14 protein-coding genes are annotated in these 17,870 nt (G+C 72.9%); 5 read left to right on the top strand and 9 right to left on the bottom strand.

Annotation, left to right across the window (positions count from 1 at the left end; all coding sequences use genetic code 11):
• Positions 1-56: 56 nt before the first annotated feature.
• Together AQI94_RS26055 and AQI94_RS26050 are read right to left on the bottom strand one after the other, a co-directional pair.
• Positions 57-1,373, bottom strand: coding sequence for a copper amine oxidase (locus AQI94_RS26055; RefSeq protein ID WP_062229958.1), 1,317 nt, complete (start codon positions 1,371-1,373; stop codon positions 57-59).
• Between the two features lie 57 nt (positions 1,374-1,430).
• Positions 1,431-2,249, bottom strand: coding sequence for a hypothetical protein (locus AQI94_RS26050; RefSeq protein WP_031051822.1), 819 nt, complete (start codon positions 2,247-2,249; stop codon positions 1,431-1,433).
• A 195-nt stretch (positions 2,250-2,444) separates the two neighbouring features.
• On the opposite strand from AQI94_RS26050, the gene glgX reads away from it, so the two are divergent.
• The 3 genes from glgX (at position 2,445) to AQI94_RS26035 (ending at position 8,777) form a co-directional block, all read left to right on the top strand.
• On the top strand, positions 2,445-4,577 hold the full coding sequence (gene glgX / locus AQI94_RS26045; RefSeq protein WP_031051820.1) for a glycogen debranching protein GlgX: 2,133 nt from the start codon (positions 2,445-2,447) through the stop codon (positions 4,575-4,577).
• 106 nt (positions 4,578-4,683) lie between these two features.
• A complete protein-coding gene (treY, locus tag AQI94_RS26040; protein WP_031051819.1) occupies positions 4,684-7,038 on the top strand; it encodes a malto-oligosyltrehalose synthase in 2,355 nt (784 codons plus the stop codon).
• Positions 7,039-7,526: 488 nt separating this feature from the next.
• Positions 7,527-8,777: a M14 family zinc carboxypeptidase gene (locus AQI94_RS26035; protein ID WP_062229957.1), complete on the top strand. Its 1,251-nt coding sequence runs from the start codon at positions 7,527-7,529 to the stop codon at positions 8,775-8,777.
• Positions 8,778-8,804: 27 nt separating this feature from the next.
• Here the strand turns inward: AQI94_RS26035 and AQI94_RS26030 are convergent, their stop codons facing one another.
• From AQI94_RS26030 to AQI94_RS26020, 3 genes are all read right to left on the bottom strand, one after another.
• The gene (locus AQI94_RS26030; RefSeq protein WP_031053823.1) at positions 8,805-9,236 is read right to left on the bottom strand and encodes a subtilase-type protease inhibitor; all 432 of its coding nucleotides are present in this window, start codon (positions 9,234-9,236) and stop codon (positions 8,805-8,807) included.
• Complete coding sequence (locus tag AQI94_RS26025; RefSeq protein ID WP_062229956.1) at positions 9,233-10,597, bottom strand: M14 family zinc carboxypeptidase; 1,365 nt, start codon at positions 10,595-10,597, stop codon at positions 9,233-9,235. Before AQI94_RS26025 ends, AQI94_RS26030 begins: the two co-directional genes overlap by 4 nt.
• Before the next feature lie 138 nt (positions 10,598-10,735).
• A complete protein-coding gene (locus AQI94_RS26020) occupies positions 10,736-11,287 on the bottom strand; it encodes a DUF1707 and FHA domain-containing protein (protein WP_007385491.1) in 552 nt (183 codons plus the stop codon).
• A gap of 173 nt (positions 11,288-11,460) precedes the next feature.
• Here AQI94_RS26020 and treZ point away from each other — a divergent pair, with 173 nt between their 5' ends.
• Positions 11,461-13,206, top strand: a complete 1,746-nt coding sequence (treZ, locus tag AQI94_RS26015) for a malto-oligosyltrehalose trehalohydrolase (protein WP_031041393.1) — start codon at positions 11,461-11,463, stop codon at positions 13,204-13,206.
• Between the two features lie 20 nt (positions 13,207-13,226).
• On the opposite strand, the gene AQI94_RS26010 is transcribed toward treZ, so the two are convergent.
• The 3 genes from AQI94_RS26010 to AQI94_RS26000 form a co-directional block, all read right to left on the bottom strand.
• Positions 13,227-13,760, bottom strand: a complete 534-nt coding sequence (locus tag AQI94_RS26010; RefSeq protein ID WP_031041388.1) for a hypothetical protein — start codon at positions 13,758-13,760, stop codon at positions 13,227-13,229.
• 95 nt (positions 13,761-13,855) lie between these two features.
• Positions 13,856-14,800 carry an aminoglycoside phosphotransferase family protein gene (locus tag AQI94_RS26005; protein WP_031041385.1) on the bottom strand — a complete coding sequence of 315 codons (945 nt, stop codon included), beginning with the start codon at positions 14,798-14,800 and terminating at the stop codon, positions 13,856-13,858.
• A gap of 46 nt (positions 14,801-14,846) precedes the next feature.
• Entirely contained in the window at positions 14,847-15,971 is a 1,125-nt protein-coding gene (locus AQI94_RS26000) for an aminopeptidase P family protein (RefSeq protein WP_031041382.1), read from the bottom strand.
• A gap of 266 nt (positions 15,972-16,237) precedes the next feature.
• Between AQI94_RS26000 and AQI94_RS25995 the strand changes: the two genes are divergently transcribed.
• Positions 16,238-16,993, top strand: a complete 756-nt coding sequence (locus tag AQI94_RS25995; protein WP_031041380.1) for a metallophosphoesterase — start codon at positions 16,238-16,240, stop codon at positions 16,991-16,993.
• 21 nt (positions 16,994-17,014) lie between these two features.
• Here the strand turns inward: AQI94_RS25995 and AQI94_RS25990 are convergent, their stop codons facing one another.
• Entirely contained in the window at positions 17,015-17,605 is a 591-nt protein-coding gene (locus AQI94_RS25990; protein ID WP_031041377.1) for a PDZ domain-containing protein, read from the bottom strand.
• Positions 17,606-17,870 lie beyond the last annotated feature (265 nt).

Here is a 17,870-nt window from a genome sequence, read left to right as displayed (position 1 = left end):
CAAGGAAGGGTACTCCGGGAGCGGTCGGCGGTGCAGCCGGATGGACAGGGTCAATCTCAACTACCGGGCTCCCAGTGCCCGTTCTGCCCGGCGAGCTCGGCCGGAGTGAGCGGATTCATAGCCGTGACGTCCCTGGGGGCGATGGAGAATCCCTGCCAGTGGACCGGCATGGGCTGCTGGTCCTCGTCGCGCGCGATGTGGTGGAAGCCCACGTTCATCCAGACCACCGGGTGGGTGAGGTCCTGGCCGTTGACCCACTTGTCGACGGACGTGCCCGCCCCGGCGGCGCAGCTGCCGGTGTTGTTGCTGGCGAACTGCTCGCACGGGTTGTACTCGGTGAAGTACACGTCGTGCTTGGTGAAGGCGCGGCCCGGGTACTTGGTGCTCGGGCCGGGGACGATCTCGTAGGACCGCGGGTGCCAGTCCTTGTTCTTGCCGACCGCGCTCACCATGCGCCACCAGCGGTAGCTCTTGGCGTCGCCCGCGAGTTCCTTGGTGACCGGGGTGCGGGTGGTCTTGACGGTCGCGGTCTGCTGGCCCTGGGCGGCCGCGGTGACCGTCGAGTCGTACTGCTCGACCCGGTTCTTGGAGGAACCGTCGAGGGCGAAGTCCAGGCGCCAGAAGGCGTTGTGGCTGTGGCTGGTGGCCTGGGCGCGGGGGCCCTTGCCGATGGGCCAGCCACGGCCGTCGCCGGCGTCGTAGTCCTCGTAGGAGAGGCTGCCGGTCGCGCCGAGGTTCATGGTGATGGTGCCGTCGTCCTGGAAGCGCCACTCGGTCATGTACTCGTACCAGCCGACCTGGTTGACCGAGTAGACGAGCAGGTCCTTGCCCTGGGCCTGGTAGACCTTGTTCGCGCTGTCGCCCTGCATGCGGTAGGCGTGACCGCGCGAACGGGTCGTGGTGCACAGGCCGTTGACGTCCGAGTGGTCCGGGTCCCAGGAGTCGGGGACCTTGACGCTCTTGATGGTGCCGCCGGGACACTCGCCCGGGTCCAGGTTCATCAGGCCCTGGGCGAAGCCGAAGCCCGTCAGGTCGTCGTACTCGACGCTGCCGTCGTCGTAGGGGACGTGGATCTGCCCGAGCCGGGCGCTGTTGAGGACCTTGATCGGCGCGGCCTCGCCCTTGGGCTGGTAGGAGATGTCCTCCAGGACCATTCCGGCCTTGCTGTCGTAGCGCCAGCACATCCGCCAGGTGGTACCGCTGGCGAGCTTCTGCTCGATCTTGTAGGCGCTGCTGCACTCCGCGGCGGCCGCGGCGGCGACCCCGGGCTGGGCGGCGGCCGGTCCCGCGCCGGTCGTGACACCGGCGGCCAGCGCGGCCACGGACACGCCGAGGGCCGCGTGCCTGCGCGCGCGGCTGATTCTGTTACGCATGAAGAGATGACTCCCTTGCGAAGGAGCAGGTGGGAAAAGTGGACGGAGAAAGGCGGATCAGCTCTCGAGCTTGGCGACCTTGCGGGCGCTCAGATCGATCACGAAGGCCCTGGCGTCGATCCAGGGGCCGTTCTTCACCTTGGGGAACAGCCGCACGCAGCGGTGCTCGCCGCACTTGTCGAGCGCGGCGGGCTGCCCGCCCGGGACGGCCCGGTACACGGCGCCGGTGAGCAGCAGCTGGTCGGCGTTGGTGAGGTCCTTGTCGGTGGCGTCCTTGTAGTCGGCCTTCAGGTCCGCACCGAGCGGGTCGGCGATCAGCAGGCTCGCGGCCTCCGCGTACTCGGCGCTGCTCAGCGGCGGCTGGACGCCGTGCTGGGAGCCGGTCGCGACGACCTTTCCGCTGTCGAGGTCGACGGTCCGGGTGACGAGGGTGTCGTCCCGGTAGTCGTAGAACGTCACGTTCGCGCGCCGGGGCGCGTTCGGGTCGTCCAGTTCGCCGGCCTTCGGGTCGGCGAGGTCCACGGTGAGGCGCTCGGGACCGCGATCGCCCTCGACGTCCTCGCTGGAGTTCATCATCTGCGGGTTCACGGCGAGCTGCTCGACCCGCTTGATCTCGTCGTCGGTGAGCGGGTCGCGACCCTTGCCCTTCTCACCCTCGGCGGCCGGCGCCTTTTCGACGACCCCGGGCGCCACGGCCCCGTCTGCGCCCTGCCCCGCCTGCGCCGCGGGCTGCCCGGAGGCCGTCTTGCCGCCCCCGGTGTCGTCCGCCCCCGCCGTGCCCGGCAGGGTGATCCCGACCATCACGGCGGTCCCCGCCACCGCGATGGCCGCACCTGCCACCACCTTCCCGAGGTGGCGGTGCACTATCTTGCGCACATCTTCCCCCTACTCCCCGGGCATCTCCGGGAGTATGTGTATGCCCCGATATTTCGGCAAAGAACAGTTCTGTGACCGCCCTGTGCACTGGTCGATCGGTAAGAGGGACGTAAGTCATAGGTGGTTCCATCACTTTCGGGGACACTCGGGGCCAAGGCGCCACACGCGGCGCGGGAGAGCTGAAAGAGTCGTTTCATGCAGGTCTGGCCTGGAGAGGCGTATCCACTCGGTGCCACGTACGACGGCGCCGGTACCAACTTCGCGGTCTTCACCGAGGCCGCGAACCGAGTAGAGCTGTGTCTGTTGCACGACGACGGCTCGGAAACGGCGGTGGAACTGCGCGAGAGCGACGCGTTCGTCCGGCACGCGTATCTGCCGGGCGTGATGCCCGGACAGCGCTACGGCTTCCGGGCGCACGGCCCGTACGCTCCCGATCGCGGCCTGCGCTGCAACTCCTCGAAGCTGCTGCTCGACCCCTACGCGCGCGCGATCAGCGGATCGATCCGCTGGGGCGAGGAGGTCTACGGCTACCACTTCGACTCGCCCGACAAGCGCAACGATCTCGACTCGGCGCCGCACACCATGACCTCGGTCGTGGTCAACCCGTACTTCGACTGGGGCGACGACCGGCGGCCGCGGATCGGCTACCACGAGACGGTGATCTACGAGGCGCACGTCAAGGGCCTCACCATGCGGCACCCGGGGCTGCCCGAGGAGCTCCGCGGCACCTACGCCGCGCTCGCGCACCCCGCGATCATCGAGCACCTGGTGGAGCTCGGCGTCACCACCCTGGAGCTGATGCCGGTCCACCAGTTCGTGAACGACCACCGCCTGGTCGACATGGGCCTGAACAATTACTGGGGCTACAACACCATCGGTTTCTTCGCCCCGCACAACGCGTACGCCTCCTGGGGCGACCGCGGCCAGCAGGTCCTGGAGTTCAAGTCGGCGGTCAGGGCGCTGCACGAGGCCGGGATCGAGGTCATCCTGGATGTCGTCTACAACCACACCGCCGAGGGCAACCACCTGGGCCCGACGCTGTCCTTCAAGGGCCTCGACAACCCGCAGTACTACCGCCTGACCGACGACCAGCGGTACTACATGGACACCACGGGCACCGGGAACTCCCTGCTCATGCGGTCCCCGCACGTGCTCCAGCTGATCATGGACTCGCTGCGGTACTGGGTGACCGAGATGCACGTGGACGGCTTCCGCTTCGACCTCGCGGCGACCCTGGCCCGGCAGTTCCACGAGGTGGACCGGCTGTCGTCGTTCTTCGACCTGGTCCAGCAGGACCCGGTGGTCTCCCAGGTGAAGCTGATCGCCGAGCCGTGGGACGTCGGCGAGGGCGGCTACCAGGTGGGCAACTTCCCGCCGCTGTGGACCGAGTGGAACGGCAAGTACCGCGACACCGTACGGGACCTGTGGCGGGGCGAGCCGCGCGCGCTGGCGGAGTTCGCGTCCCGGCTGACCGGTTCCTCCGACCTCTACCAGGACGACGGCCGGCGTCCGCTGGCCTCGATCAACTTCGTCACCTGCCACGACGGGTTCACCCTCCACGACCTCGTCTCGTACAACGACAAGCACAACGACGCCAACGGCGAGGACAACCGCGACGGCGAGAGCCACAACCGGTCCTGGAACTGCGGGGCGGAGGGGGAGACCAACGACCCCGCGGTACGGGAGTTGCGCGCCCGCCAGATGCGCAACTTCATCGCCACCCTCATGCTGTCCCAGGGCGTGCCGATGATCAGCCACGGCGACGAGGTGGCGCGCACCCAGCGCGGCAACAACAACGCCTACTGCCAGGACAGCGAGCTGGCCTGGGTGCGCTGGCCGGAGGAGGCCGGGGACGGGGCGGCGGGGCTCGGCGCCGAGTTGCTGGCCTTCACGCGCGCGATGGTGTGGCTGCGCAAGGACCATCCGGTCTTCCGGCGCCGCCGCTTCTTCCACGGGCGGCCCGTGGAGGGGACCCACGACGAGCTGTCGGACATCGCCTGGTTCACGCCCGAGGGCAAGGAGATGACCCAGCGGGACTGGGACCGGGCGCAGGCCTCGGCGCTGACGGTCTTCCTCAACGGCAACGCGATCTCCGAGCCCGGAGCCCGCGGGGAACGGATCACCGACGACTCGTTCCTGCTGATGTTCAACGCCTCGCCCAAGGCGCTGGACTTCGTGGTGCCGGTCAACCACGGCCGGCAGTGGGAGGTCGTGGTCGACACCGCCCGCACGGACGGGGTGCCGCCGGGCACGGAGGCGAAGGTGCAGGCCGGGGACGGGCTGACGCTGGTGGACCGCAGCATGGTGGTGCTACGACGGCCCGTCTAGCGGAACGAACCGGTGGCGTCGGGACGGCAGCGTCCCGACGCCACCGGCCCGCGCACATGGAGCATGCGATGACACGAAAGGCCGCAGGGCGGGTACGTAGGTCTGCATGACACCTGAGCGACCCGACCCGTCGGTGCCGACGGCCACGTACCGGCTGCAGCTGCAGCGCGAGTTCCCGTTCGCGGCCGCGGCGGCGGCCGTGCCGTATCTGGCCTCGCTGGGCGTCTCGCACCTGCATCTGTCCCCCGTCCTGGAGTCCGTCCCCGGTTCGACGCACGGCTACGACGTCGTGGACCACGCCCGCGTGCGCGAGGAGCTGGGCGGCGAGGCGGGGCTGCGGGCCCTGTCGCGCACCGCGCGGGAGCACGGGCTCGGCCTGGTGGCGGACATCGTGCCGAACCACATGGCGATGGACCCGCGCCACAACCACGCCCTGTGGGAGGTGCTGCGGGAGGGCCCGAAGTCGCCGTACGCCCGCTGGTTCGACATCGACTGGGAGGCGCAGGGCGGCCAGGTGCTGCTGCCGGTGCTGGGGCATCCGGTCGGCGAGGAGCTCGGCAACCTCACGGTGGACGGGGAGGTCCTGCGCTACTACGACCATGTGTTCCCGCTGCGCGAGGGCACCGGGGAGCTTCCCCTGCCGCAGCTCCTGGACGCGCAGTGGTACCGCCCGGTGTGGTGGCGGCTGGCCCGCACCGAGCTCAACTACCGGCGTTTCTTCAGCATCTCGGAGCTGATCGGGGTGCGGGTCGAGGACCCCGAGGTGTTCGAGGCCACCCACGCCAAGATCCTCCAGCTGCTGCACGAGGGCGTGCTCGACGGGCTGCGGATCGACCACCCCGACGGCCTCGCCGACCCCGACGCCTACCTCCAGCGGCTCCACGAGGCGACCGGCGGGCGCTGGACGGTGGTGGAGAAGATCCTGGCGGACGGGGAGCGGCTGCCGGCCTCCTGGCCCGTGGCGGGGACGACGGGGTACGACGCCCTGCGGCACATCGACGGGCTGTTCACGGACCCGGCCGGCTTCGGGGAACTCCTCGGCCAGTACCGGAGGTTCGCCGCGCCGCAGACCGACCGCGGCGGCGACTGGGACGCGACGGCACGCCGGGCGGCGTACAAGGTGATCACGCACGAGCTGGCCACCGAGACCGACCGTCTGACCCGGGTGGCGGCACGCGTGTGTGCCGCGTCCCCGGAGCCCGCGCTGCGCGACCGGGCGCCCTGGGCGCTGCGCACCGCGCTCCAGGAGCTGCTGGTGCGCATGGAGGTCTACCGGCCCTACGGTTCCTCGGACGCCGCCCGTGTCGTCACCGAGGAGGCCGCGGCCGAGGCCCGGCTGGCCTTCGTGGTCCCCGAGGAGGCGGGTGCCGTGGACGTCGTACGGGATCTGGTGCTGGGGCGGGCCGGTGACGGCCCGGACCAGGTGGAGTTCCGGACCCGGTTCGCGCAGACGGCGTCGGCGCTGCGGGCCAAGTCCGTGGAGGACACGGCGTTCTACCGGTACGTGCCGCTGCTGTCGGCGACCGAAGTGGGCGGGAACCCCGGCAGCCCGGCCGTCGCGCCCGAGGAGTTCCACGCCTACTGCACGCGCGTGCAGCGCGACTGGCCGCTGACGGGGACCGTGGTGTCGACGCACGACACCAAGCGCAGTGCGGATGTCCGGGCGGCCCTCGCCGTGCTCACCGAGTGCCCAGGGTGGTGGGCGGACACGCTGGCCGAGGTGACCCGCACCGGCGAGGGCGTGCCGGACGCGCAGCTGGCGTGGGCGGCCTGGCAGACGGTGTTCGGGCTCGGCCCCGCGGCCCCGGAGCGGGTGCGGGAGGCGCTGCTGAAGCATGTGCGCGAGGCGGGCCTGTACACGAGCTGGACGGAGCAGGAGCCGGCGTACGAGGAGGCGGTGACGGAGTTCGTCACGGCCGGGCCGTGCGGGGCGCAGGGCGAGCAGGTGGCCGCGTTGCGCACGCGCCTCGATCCGCACATCCGGGCGAACGAGCTGGGCGCGGCCCTGGTGCAGCTGACGATGCCCGGGGTGCCCGACGTGTACCAGGGCACGGAGAGCAGGTACCTGGCGCTGGTGGACCCGGACAACCGGCGGCCGGTGCGGTTCCCGCCGGAGGACTCCGGTGACAAGGGCGCGCTCACGGCCGCGGCCCTGCGGCTGCGCCGGCGCAGGCCGGACGTCTTCGGGGACGCGGCGACGTACACGCCGCTGGCCGCGGAGGGGCCCTCGGCGGCGCACTGCGTGGCGTTCGCGCGCTCCGGGGAGGTGATCACCGCGGTGACCCGGCTGTCGCTGCGGCTGGCGGAGGCGGGCGGCTGGGGGGAGACGGTGCTGCCGCTGCCGCCGGGCGTCTGGCGCGACGTACTGGTTCCGGAGCGGGAGTTCTCCGGGCACGCGCGGGTGGCGGAGCTCCTGGGCGAGTCGCCGGTGGCGCTGCTGGAGCGGGTCGCCGCGGACTGACCGGGCGCGGCCGACTGCGGCCAGGTCCCGTCGCGCGAGGACCACGCAGTCCTCACCCCGGTCGGCGAGGCGTTCCTGACGCCGGCTGGGCGCGGCCTGCACCGGCAGTGACACCGGGCGGCCGGTGTGGGCGACTGCGGCCAGGTCCCGCAGGAGGTCCACGAAGGCCTCGGCAGCGCCGGTGAGCGGCACGCGCGCGAGGACGGTCATGGGGCGCTTGCGGACCGGGGCGCGCGCGAGGACCACGCGGTCCTCACCCCCGGTCGGCGAGGCGTTCCTGACGCCGGCTGGGCGCGGCCTGCACCGGCAGTGACGCCGGGCCGCCGGTGCGGGCGCGGGGGCGTGGGCAACCCCGCTGGCACGTACGGCTCTACCGGCTGCCGGTAAATGCATCTGGGCGCCCCCTGGAGGCTCCCCCACGGCGTCCTTGACACCTCAACCAGACCGTGGGGTACTGCGGATTGCGAGGCCGGTCGGACGTGTCGGGGGTGAGTCTCCTGCCGGAGCTGCGCTACCCCACGGTGACCGAACTGGTCCGGTCCGCGCGGGCGTTGGCCGCACAGCGGCCCGGCGACTGCCGGCTGAGGCGGGTGGGTGTCTCGCGCGCGGGCAGACCCCTCCAGGTGCTGTCGATCGGCCGGGCCCGGCGAGCCGTCCTGGTGGTCGCGGGCGCCCACGCCAACGAACCGGCCGGCGGCCCCGCGGCTCTGGCGGTGGCCCGGCGGGTGCTGGCCGAGCCGGAGTTGCGGGCGGACACGTCCTGGCACTTCCTGCTGTGCGCCGATCCCGACGGGGCGAGTCTGCATGTGACCCCGGCGCCGCGCAGTCTCTTCGACTACCACCTCGGCTTCTTCCGGCCCGCCGGGGCGGAGCAGCCGGAGTGGGCGCCCGCGATGCTGCCGCCGGACCGGCTGCCGCCCGAGACCCGCGCCCTGACCGGGCTGATCGACGAACTGCGGCCCTACGTCCAGGTGACCCTGCACGGCACCGATCTGGGCGGCAGCTGGGTGCAGCTGACGAAGGACGTGCCGGGGATCGCCGAGCCGTTCGCCAAGTCCGCGGCGGAGCTGCGCATACCGGTGGAGACCGGTGCCTCGGACGCGGCGGGCTGGCCCGCGGCCGGACCGGGGGTGCATGTGATGCCGGCGCCGGGCGCCGGGGCGGCGTACCCGAGCATGCCGGACGACGCGCGGCGCAGCACCTGGTACCACGCGCACCGCCACGGCGGTCTGACCGCGGTGGTCGAGGTACCGATGTGGGCGAGCGACCAGGTGGACGATCCGGCGCCGCATCCGGCGCCGACGGCGGCGATGGGGCGGCTGGCGGGCCGGCTGCTGCGGCAGTCGCGCGCGGTGGACCAGGTACTGGCGGACGCGCTGCCGCGCCTCGACGCTGCCGGCGGGCCACTGCTGCGGGCCGCAACCTGGGGTCTGGGGCTGGTGCCGGGGCTGGCCGCGGACTGGATCCACACGCGGCCGGCCGACGACACGAGGGCGTACATCGGCAGTGTGGACGCGTTCTCCCGCCGGCTGCCGCTGCGGGCCGCGGCGATGCTGCTGCGGGTCCTGCGGGAGACCGACGACCGCGCGGCACCGCGTCTCGAACGGCTCGTGGAGGCGTGGAGCGATTCCTTCGCGGAGCGGTTCGGTGCCCGCTGGGTGCCGCTGGAACACCAGATCGAGCACCAGGCCCGCACGGTCGTGGCGGTGGCGCTGCACGCGCGCGTACGGGCGGACTGACCCGGCCTCGCCCCCCGCCCCCGGGCGTCAGTCGTCCAGTGCGAAGACCGCCCCTGTCCGCGCCCCCATCAGACAGCCGTTCGAGAAGGTCTGCCGGTACTCGACAGGGCGGCCGTTCCACTGCCCGTCGGCCCGGACAGTGACCGGAGCGTAGAGCATCGGGCAGACGACGTCCGCGGCCGGAAGGGCGTCGATGTCACCCCCGACGGAGTCCAGTTGGGCGCAGGCCTCGGCGGCGCGAGCGTGGCCCTGGGGCGGGTCGCACAGCAGGAGCGTGCCGCGGGTGTCGCTGGAGCGGCCGTCCCCCGTGGTCACCATGAGGTAGAGGTGGTCGCCACCGGCTCCGGACCCTGCCGTCGCGGGGGCCGCGGCGGCGAGAAGCAGGGCGGCGGACACCGCCAGAGCCAGGTGTGCCGCTCGCCGTACCGCTGTCGTTGTCGCTGTGATCGTGGACGTCATTCCCGATGCATCGGCACGGCGGCCTCGGATCCCCACCCCGGCTCACCCGAACGGGAGCGCGCGGGCGCGTCCCGCACGGCGAGTTCGAAGGCGGAGAGCACGACCCGGGACTGGTACTCGATCTGGCGCGGCACCGGGATCCAACGGGCCCCGCACCCGTCGCGGTAGTCGGCGCACCAGAGGTCGATGAGCCGGTCCAGTTCCGGCAGCGCGCCGGCCGGGTCGGTGCCCGCGCGGATCACGAGCTGGTGCAGGAGTCCGGCTGTGCGCAGGGCGAGGCGCCGCCCGGCGATGCGCAGCGCGGTCAGGTGACCGGTGCTGAGCGGGGGCATCGGGCGGCCGCCGTCGGGGACGTCGGGGTCCCAGGCGTCGGCGAGTCCGGGGCAGACCAGTAAATAGTCCTCGACCGGGGCGAGCAGTCGCGCCGCGTCCGGGGCGGCCGAGACATACGGGCGGATCCGCGCCAGGACGTCCTCCAGGAGCCGCGCGTCGCGGCGCAGCGTGTGGCTGACGGTGCGCAGCACGGCGGCCGCGTCGGCGGGTGCGCCGGCGTCCTCGACGGCGGCCACGCCCCACATGGGTGACTCGACGACGGCGGTCACGGTGCCGTACCGGTGCGGGTGGTACCAGGTCGACTCGACGGCGGCCTCGGTGATGGCGGCGGCCAGGTCGCCGCGGCGGGGCGGCGGGATCCGGTAGACGGCGGGGCCCAGACACGGCCAGTACAGGGTGTCGTACGGGCCGACCTCGCGCGGGATGCGCAGCCGGGCCGCGGTGTCGGCGACCCGCCGGGCGAGGCCGGGCAGGTCCCGGGTGAGTTCCACGAAGCCGCCGCCGACGTCGACCCCGTGCAGGGAGCACTGGAGGATGGGCCGCAGTTCGTCCTGGAGGGCGAGCAGGGTGCGGGTCTCCGGCAGTGCGGCGGCGTCCGCGCCGTCGGGCAGCCATTCGGGCTGTTCGCCGAAGCCGGGCCGGAAGAAATTGCGGAAGTAGCGGCCGAGGGAGTACGGGCCGCGCAGCCAGCCCTCGTTGCGGCGCAGGCCGTCGGGGTCGAGGCAGAGCAGCAGGTTCCAGGTGGCGTCGGCCCCGACGGTGAGCCGGGGGTCGGCCAGGGCGCGCTCGGCCAGCCGGAGCACGGTGCCGCCGCCCACCGGCTCGTTGGCGTGCGGGCCGGCCACGACGAGGGCCTGGCGGCTGCCGTGGCCGACGGAGAGCAGCCACAGGGGGTTTCCCGCGCGGGAGGTGCCGGCGCGGCGCAGTCGGGCGTCCGTGGGATGGCGGGCGACGAGCGCCGCGGCCCGTGCGCCCAGCTCGTCGACGGTCGGATAGCGCAGGAGGGGCGGCAGGGCACACCTCCACAATGTGGTGCCGTCGGTTCACCTGGTGTGCAAGGTGTACGCACAGTCAGTCACGACTTGAGAGGTACGTCAACACCGTGCGGCGGAAAGGGTTTTGGGCCGCGACCGCACGTAAAGCCCAGGCCAGAGGTGAGGTTGGGCTCAGTTGACCGCGAGCCGGAAGGCCATCCGGCCGAACCCGACCTGATCGCCCTCGCGGACGACGGCGGCGCCGATGACCCGCCGGCCGTTGACCGTGGTGCCGTTGGTGGAGCCGAGATCGCGCAGCACCCACATGCCGCCCTGACGGCTGAGTTCGGCGTGGACCCGGGAGACCGTCTCGTGGGTCAGCCGCAGACCGTTGGCCGGGTCGCGGCCGATGCGCAGCGCGTGGCCGCTGCCCGGGTGCGGCAGCAGCAGCTTGGGCAGGCGCTCGGCCTGCCATGCCCTGCGCAGCCGCACGGTGAAGCCGGAGACGGCCTCGACGGTGCCGAACACCAGGCGGGAGACGCGGCTCTCCTGGGGCAGGTCCGCGGTGAGCACGGCGAGTTCGTCGGACCGGCGCGCGATGAGGGCCAGTTCCATGCGGCGCACGAACGTGTCGTGCGACAGGCGGCCCATGGCGACGCCGTCACGGAGCACCTTCAGCACCTTGTCGCGCTCCGCGTCGGACAGCCGCGCGGGGTACGTGTTGAACTCGAAGGACGACGTCACGTTGGTGATTGTCGGGCAGTGAACCCCGGGTGTCCAGAAAACGAGACAACGGCCGCCCCCCGCGCGTCCCTGACGACACCTGCCGCAAAGGGGAGGATTCCCCGGCGGATTGATCTCGTTTGAAGCACCATGGACGGGCTACATCACGGTGAACAGACGAAGGGGAACCGTCCGTGCAGTTCGAGGTGTGGGCACCGCAGGCCGACCGTGTGACGCTCCATTGCGAGGGCGCCGCGCGCGCGTTGGAGCGCGATCCGGAGCGCTCGGGATGGTGGTGGGGTGAGGCGGAGGCCGGGGACGGCACCCGGTACGGCTTCGCGCTGGACGACGGCCCGGTGCTTCCCGACCCGCGCTCGCGCCGTCAGCCGGACGGGCCGGACGGACTCAGCGCCGTCGTCGAGCACGAGCGCTACACCTGGCGTACGCAGTGGGCGGGCCGCCCGCTACCGGGAGCGGTCCTCTACGAGCTGCACGTGGGCACCTACACGCCCGAGGGCACCCTGGACGCGGCCGCCGCCCGACTCGACCACCTGGTCGAACTCGGCATCACCCACGTCGAGTTGATGCCGCTGTGCCCCTTCCCTGGGCGGCACGGCTGGGGCTACGAGGGCGTCTCCCTGTGGGCCGTGCACGAGCCCTACGGCGGCCCCGAGGCCCTGAAGCGCTTCGTCGACCGGGCCCACGAACTGGGCCTCGGGGTGGTCCTGGACGTGGTGCACAACCACCTGGGCCCCTCGGGCAACTACCTGCCCGCCTTCGGACCGTACTTCACCGACACGCACCACACGCCCTGGGGTTCCGCGATCAACCTGGACGCCCCCGGCTCCGACGAGGTGCGCACGTATCTGCTGGGCAGCGCGCTCTCCTGGCTGCGGGACTACCGGATCGACGGACTGCGCCTGGACGCCGTGCACGCGCTCGCCGACACGCGCGCGTGCCACTTCCTGGAGGAGCTGTCGACGGCTGTCGACACGCTCGCCGCCGACCTGGGACGGCCGCTGTTCCTCGTCGCCGAGTCCGACCTCAACGACCCGCGGCTCATCACGCCCCGCGCCGAGGGCGGTCTCGGGCTGCACGCGCAGTGGAACGACGACTTCCATCACGCCCTGCACACCGCGCTGACCGGCGAGTCCCAGGGCTACTACGCCGACTTCGCCCGCGCTCCCCTGGCCTCGCTCGCCAAGACCCTCACCGGCGGCTACTTCCACGACGGCACCTACTCCAGCTTCCGCGGCCGCGGCCACGGGCGCCCACTGGACCGCACGCGCGTGGCCGCGCACCGGCTGCTCGGCTACTCCCAGACCCACGACCAGGTCGGCAACCGCGCCCAGGGCGACCGGCTGGCGGCGTCCCTCTCCCCCGGCCTGGTGGCCTGTGCGGCGGCCCTCGTGCTGACCGCGCCCTTCACCCCCATGCTGTTCATGGGCGAGGAGTGGGCGGCGAGCACGCCCTGGCAGTTCTTCACCGACCACACCGATCCCGAGCTCGCCGAGGCCGTACGCCGGGGCAGGCGTCGGGAGTTCGCGGAGCACGGCTGGGCCGAGGAGGACGTGCCCGACCCGCAGGACCCGGCGACCCGCGAGCGCTCCTGCCTCGACTGGTCCGAGCCCGACCGCGAGCCGCACGCGCGTGTGCTGGCCTGGTACCGCCGGCTCCTCGCGTTGCGGCACGAGCAGCCGGACCTCACCGATCCCGATCTCGCCGACACCAAGGTCGCCTACGACGCGGACCAGCGCTGGCTCGCCTTCCGCCGCGGGGATGTCCGGGTGGCGGTGAACCTGGCGAAGTCGCCGGCGGCCATCCCGCTGGGGCCCCGCGAGGCCCGCGTCCTGGCGGCCTGGGAGCCGGTGGAGGCGCCGGGCGCGGACGGGGTGCTGCATGTGCCCGGGGAGTCGTGCGTGGTGCTGCTCCAGGCGTGAGCTCACGGGGCTGCTCCGGTTCATGGGGTGACCGGCAGGGCGTTGCGCCCCTGCCGGCCGAGGCGCGCCCGCAGGATGCTGCCGCGCACGACGATGAGCGCAAGACGGACGACGACCTCGCCGAAGGCCATGAGGACCAGGGCGGCGACCCACGCCTGCTCGCCGGTGATGTCGTGGTCGACGGAGAAACGGGCCATGTGCGCGGCGCCCGAGGGGTGTGAGGACCAGACGGCGAAACCGAGGCGGAAGCCCATGCTGATCACCCACAGCGCCGCCGCGACCGGGGTGGCCCTGACCCGTATGTGCCCGTCCGCGTGCCGGACCCGGGTGACCAGGCCGCCGGCCAGACCGAAGGCGACGCCGGTCGCGGCGAACGCGCCGATCAGCACGAGGTCGTTGCCCGCCGTGGGGATGTCGTGCAGGTAGGCGGTCGCCGCCCAGCCGATCAGCGCCAGGGGCAGCAGGACCGTGCGCGGCGTCAGCCTCTCCTCCCGCAGCTGCCGGAGGACCACGAGGACAAGCGCCACGTCGATGAGCCAGTCGGAGATCGTCATGCCTCGACTGTCCGGCTCCGGCACGGTCCCGCGCCTCGACCCGGGGGTGGAAGCAGGGTGGAAAAGACCGGGTGGGGACGCCTACGACCCCGCGTCTACAACTCCGCGTCGTCCGTCTCCTCGTCCCGCAGCTCGGTGACGCGTTCCAGCAGGATCGCCTCCCAGGCCCGCCGCAGCCGGGTGCGCAGGAGAGGCAGGGGTTCGGCGGCCCGTCCGTCCAGGCCCGCCGCGAGGCGGATCATGGTGTCGCAGCGGGCCAGCCACAGTCCGCGCAGGCACGGCCGGGCCCCGTACCCGGCGAGGGTGGCGGCACGGACGGCGGCGGGCGACCCCACGGCCAGCGCGAGGCCCGCGATGTCCTCGGCGGGGTCGCCGACGACCGTGCCGGTCCAGTCGAGGACGCCGCGCACCCGGCCGTCGGCGCTGATCACCAGGTGGTCGCCGGTCAGGGCGTGGTGCACGAGGACCGCGCTGCCGGGCTGCGCGGCGAGCTGGACCGCCGCGGCCGAGGTGAGCTGCTGGAGCGGGACCGGGTCGAACTCGTCGGCCGCGCGGAGGAGTTCGGCGGCCCGGCCGGCCTCCCGGCGCAGCGCCTCCAGGGAGCGCGGGGCGACGCGGGGGACGCCGAGCGCCTCGGCCTGCCGTACCGGCACCTCGCGCAGCCCGGTGAGCAGGCCGGCCAGGTCGGCCTCGCCGACGGCGGACACGTCGTGCTCCTCCGCCGAGCCGCCGGGCACCAGGGTGTCGAGGGTGTAGGCCAGCCCGGGCGCCCACTCGCCCTGTGCCACGCCGGTCGGCACCGCGACGGGCAGGTGCGGGCGGACCAGGTCGCGCAGCCGGAGTTCACGGCGTCCGCGGAGGGAGGCCTCGCGGTCGCCGGCCAGGCGCAGGACATGGCGGGTGCCGATCCACCAGGTGAAGTGCCCGCCCTCGGCGACGGGCCGGACCTCGGGCCCGCCGGAGTCGGGCGTGGGGTCCTTGAGCAGGGAACGGACCAGTCTGCGGACCGTGTCCGCGGTGGGTGTCGGTGCCTGGGTCATGTCGCGCCGTAGTCGTTCGAGGGGTGGAGGGCTCCTGGGTGCTCGGTCAGTCCACTATGACCATCTCGCGGGTCGTGTCGTTCAGCCTGCGGCCGCCGACCTCGGTGACCGTGACGATGTCCTCGATGCGTACCCCGAAACGGCCCGGCAGATAGACGCCGGGTTCCACGGAGAAGCACATGCCCGGGACGAGGGGCTGCTCCTCGCCCTCGATCATGTACGGCGGTTCGTGGGTGGTGACGCCGATGCCGTGCCCGGTGCGGTGGATGAAGTACTCGCCGTACCCGGCGTCGGCGATGACCGCGCGGGCGGCCCGGTCGACCTCCTGGCAGGGCACGCCGGGGCGCACCGCCCGGAAACCCGCCTCCTGCGCCGCGCGTACGAGGTCGTGCACCCGGCGTTCCTCGTCGGTGGGTTCGCCGACGTGGACCGTGCGGGAGGTGTCGGAGCCGTAGCCGTCCTTGAGGCCGCCGAAGTCGAGGACGACCATGTCGCCGCGTTCGATGACACGGTCCCCGACCTCGTGGTGCGGGTTGGCGCCGTTCGGTCCGGAGGCGACGATGGTGAAGTCGACCTGGGAGTGACCGAAGCGACGCAGCAGACCGGCCAGGTCGGCGGCCACCTCCGACTCCCTGCGGCCGCCGAAGGGGACCTTGCGGATCTCTTCGAACGTCGCGTCGGCGGCCGCTCCGGCGGCCGCCAGCAGCTCCAGCTCCGCCGCGTCCTTGACGGCGCGGAGCATCGGCAGGGCGTCGGTGAGGGAGGCGTACGAGGTGCCGGGCAGAGCCTTCTGGAGGCCCAGCAGGTGCATCGCCCAGGCGTTGTCACTGATGCCGAACCGGCCGCCGGCGTCCAGGAGGGCGGCGGTGGCGGCGTAGGGGTCCTTGCCGTCGGTCCAGTCCCGCAGGGTCAGGGCGTCGGCGCCGGTGGCCTTGGCGGCGTCCGGGGCCTCCAGGGTGGGCACGACGAGGACGGGGTCCTGTCCGGGGGCGAGGACCAGCAGCGTGAGCCGCTCGGTGACGGCGGTGGGCGCGTAGCCGGTGAGCCACACCAGGTCCGGGCCGGGGGCCACGAGGAGTCCGGCGAGCCCGGCCTCGGCGGCCGACCGTGCCGCGCGCTCCATGCGGGCCCTGTAGTCGTCGGCGGCGAAGGGCGCTGCGGTGCCGGTCATCGGGGCCTCCCTGGACGGTGACGGTCTTGGGCAGCATCCTGCCCGGACGGCGAGGGGCGCGCGAGCCGGTCGACACGTCTTTCGCACGGACCGGTCGGGGCGCCGGGCGGGCACCGGCTGTCCGCGTGCCATGCGGACGCCCGGCAGGAGCGGCACACCGCCGGAGAGGAGACCTGGTTTTCCGTCCTGGCCGACGAGAACATCTTGATCGGATCCGATTCTTAATGCTTGGATCGACCTCAACCATTAGATGACGGGGGTACGGCGTGCTTGTGCTCGCACACATCAGCGATCTGCATCTCGACGGGACCGCACGGGCGACGGAGCGCGCCGAGCGGGTGCGCGACCGGCTGTGGCGGTTGCCCGGGCCGGTGGACGCCCTGCTGGTGACGGGGGACATCGCCGATCACGGCGCCGAGGCGGAGTACGAGGAGGCGGCGCGGATCCTGGGACTGCACGAGGAGGACCGGCCGTTCCCGGTGCTCACCTGCCCCGGCAACCACGACAGCCGCGCCCCGTACCGCAAGGCCCTGTTGCGGCGGCCCGCGGCCGACGGGCCGGTGAACGAGGTGCGGGTCCTCGACGGCGGTGCGGTACTGATGTGCGATTCCAGCATTCCGGGAAGCGACGAAGGGGCGCTGGACGAGGAGACGTACGACTGGATCGAGGCGACGCTCGACGAACTGGGCGGGAATCTTCCGGTGCTGCTGGCCTTCCACCATCCACCGGTGGCGCTGCACCACCCGCTGCCCGACTCCTACCGGCTGGACGGGCCCGGGCGGCTGGCCGCGCTGCTGGAGCGGCGGCCCGAGATCGCCGGTCTGATCACCGGTCACGCGCACACGCCCGCGGCGACCGTGTTCGCCGGGCGGCCCCTGGTCGTCGGACCCGGGGTGACCTGGACGCTGCGGCTGCCCTGGGAGGGCGAACAGATCGCCGACCGGGACGCGCCGGTGGGGCTGGCCTTCCACATCCTGGACGACGAGGGACGGCTCACCACACACTTCCGGGTGGTCACCTGAGCACCGGCCCCCGCGCATCGCTCAGGTGACGACTCCCGGCACGGCCGTCAGCTGCTGGTAGCCGCCGCTGCGGTGCCGGACCGTCAGTACGACCTCGCGGCCGGCTCGGGCGTCCGCGACGGCCCGCGCGAGGTCGCCGGCCGTGTCGACGCGGGTCCGGCCGAAGGCGAGGAGTACGTCACCGCGGACCAGGCCCGCCGTGCAGCCCGGGCCGGGTACGTGGACACCGACCACCAGCGCGCCCGCCTTCTCGGCGTCCACGACCTCCAGGCCGAGGGTCGCGACGACGGGCACGGGCGAGGGGGTGATCGTCGGCCCCGCGGACGACGGGGCGGTGCCCTGGTGCGCCGAGGCGGACGGGCCGCCCAGGTGAGGCAGCGCCTGCCGGCGGAGTTCGGCCAGTCTGCTCATGCCGATCACCGTGGCGCCCATCGTCCCGAGACCCACCCCCGACAGCACCAGGACGGCCGCGACGAACAGGCCGAACAGGAGGGTCGTGAGCCGTCGCCCGCGCCGGCGCGCGGCGTGCGGGCGCCGGGCGGGCCCGGTCCTCCTGCCGCCGCCGGGCTCCTGACCTGGCATCGGCTTGGGACGCAACGCTGTCTGTTCCATGGTTCGCCTCCGGCTGGATCACCACCGGCTGGTGTCTACCCGGCACATGGGCGCGCGACGAGCCACGAACGAGTGAGACTGACGGGGGGTCAGGAACGGGCAGGGTCACGCTCGGCAGAGACGGTGGAGCAGGGCGGGCGCGGGGCGCGTCAGGTCGTACGACGCACCCCGCGCGGAGCGTGTCAGCCGGTGTGGCCACCGGTCACGGTCCGGGCTGCTCCTCCGGCCCGGAGCGGACACGGCGGAGCCGCTGCCGCGGGCACGC

Source organism: Streptomyces pseudovenezuelae (genome assembly GCF_001513955.1).
GTDB classification, from domain to species: domain Bacteria; phylum Actinomycetota; class Actinomycetes; order Streptomycetales; family Streptomycetaceae; genus Streptomyces; species Streptomyces pseudovenezuelae.
This window is presented reverse-complemented; position numbering and strand designations above follow the sequence as displayed.

What these genes read in the sequence shown, in the direction of transcription:
- AQI94_RS26055 (WP_062229958.1), bottom strand. Translation starts at nt 1,373, where the DNA reads ATGCGTAACAGAATCAGCCGCGCGCGCAGGCACGCGGCCCTCGGCGTG.
- glgX (WP_031051820.1), top strand. Translation starts at nt 2,445, where the DNA reads ATGCAGGTCTGGCCTGGAGAGGCGTATCCACTCGGTGCCACGTACGAC.
- treY (WP_031051819.1), top strand. Translation starts at nt 4,684, where the DNA reads ATGACACCTGAGCGACCCGACCCGTCGGTGCCGACGGCCACGTACCGG.
- AQI94_RS26030 (WP_031053823.1), bottom strand. Translation starts at nt 9,236, where the DNA reads ATGACGTCCACGATCACAGCGACAACGACAGCGGTACGGCGAGCGGCA.
- AQI94_RS26010 (WP_031041388.1), bottom strand. Translation starts at nt 13,760, where the DNA reads ATGACGATCTCCGACTGGCTCATCGACGTGGCGCTTGTCCTCGTGGTC.
- AQI94_RS26005 (WP_031041385.1), bottom strand. Translation starts at nt 14,800, where the DNA reads ATGACCCAGGCACCGACACCCACCGCGGACACGGTCCGCAGACTGGTC.
- AQI94_RS26000 (WP_031041382.1), bottom strand. Translation starts at nt 15,971, where the DNA reads ATGACCGGCACCGCAGCGCCCTTCGCCGCCGACGACTACAGGGCCCGC.
- AQI94_RS25990 (WP_031041377.1), bottom strand. Translation starts at nt 17,605, where the DNA reads ATGGAACAGACAGCGTTGCGTCCCAAGCCGATGCCAGGTCAGGAGCCC.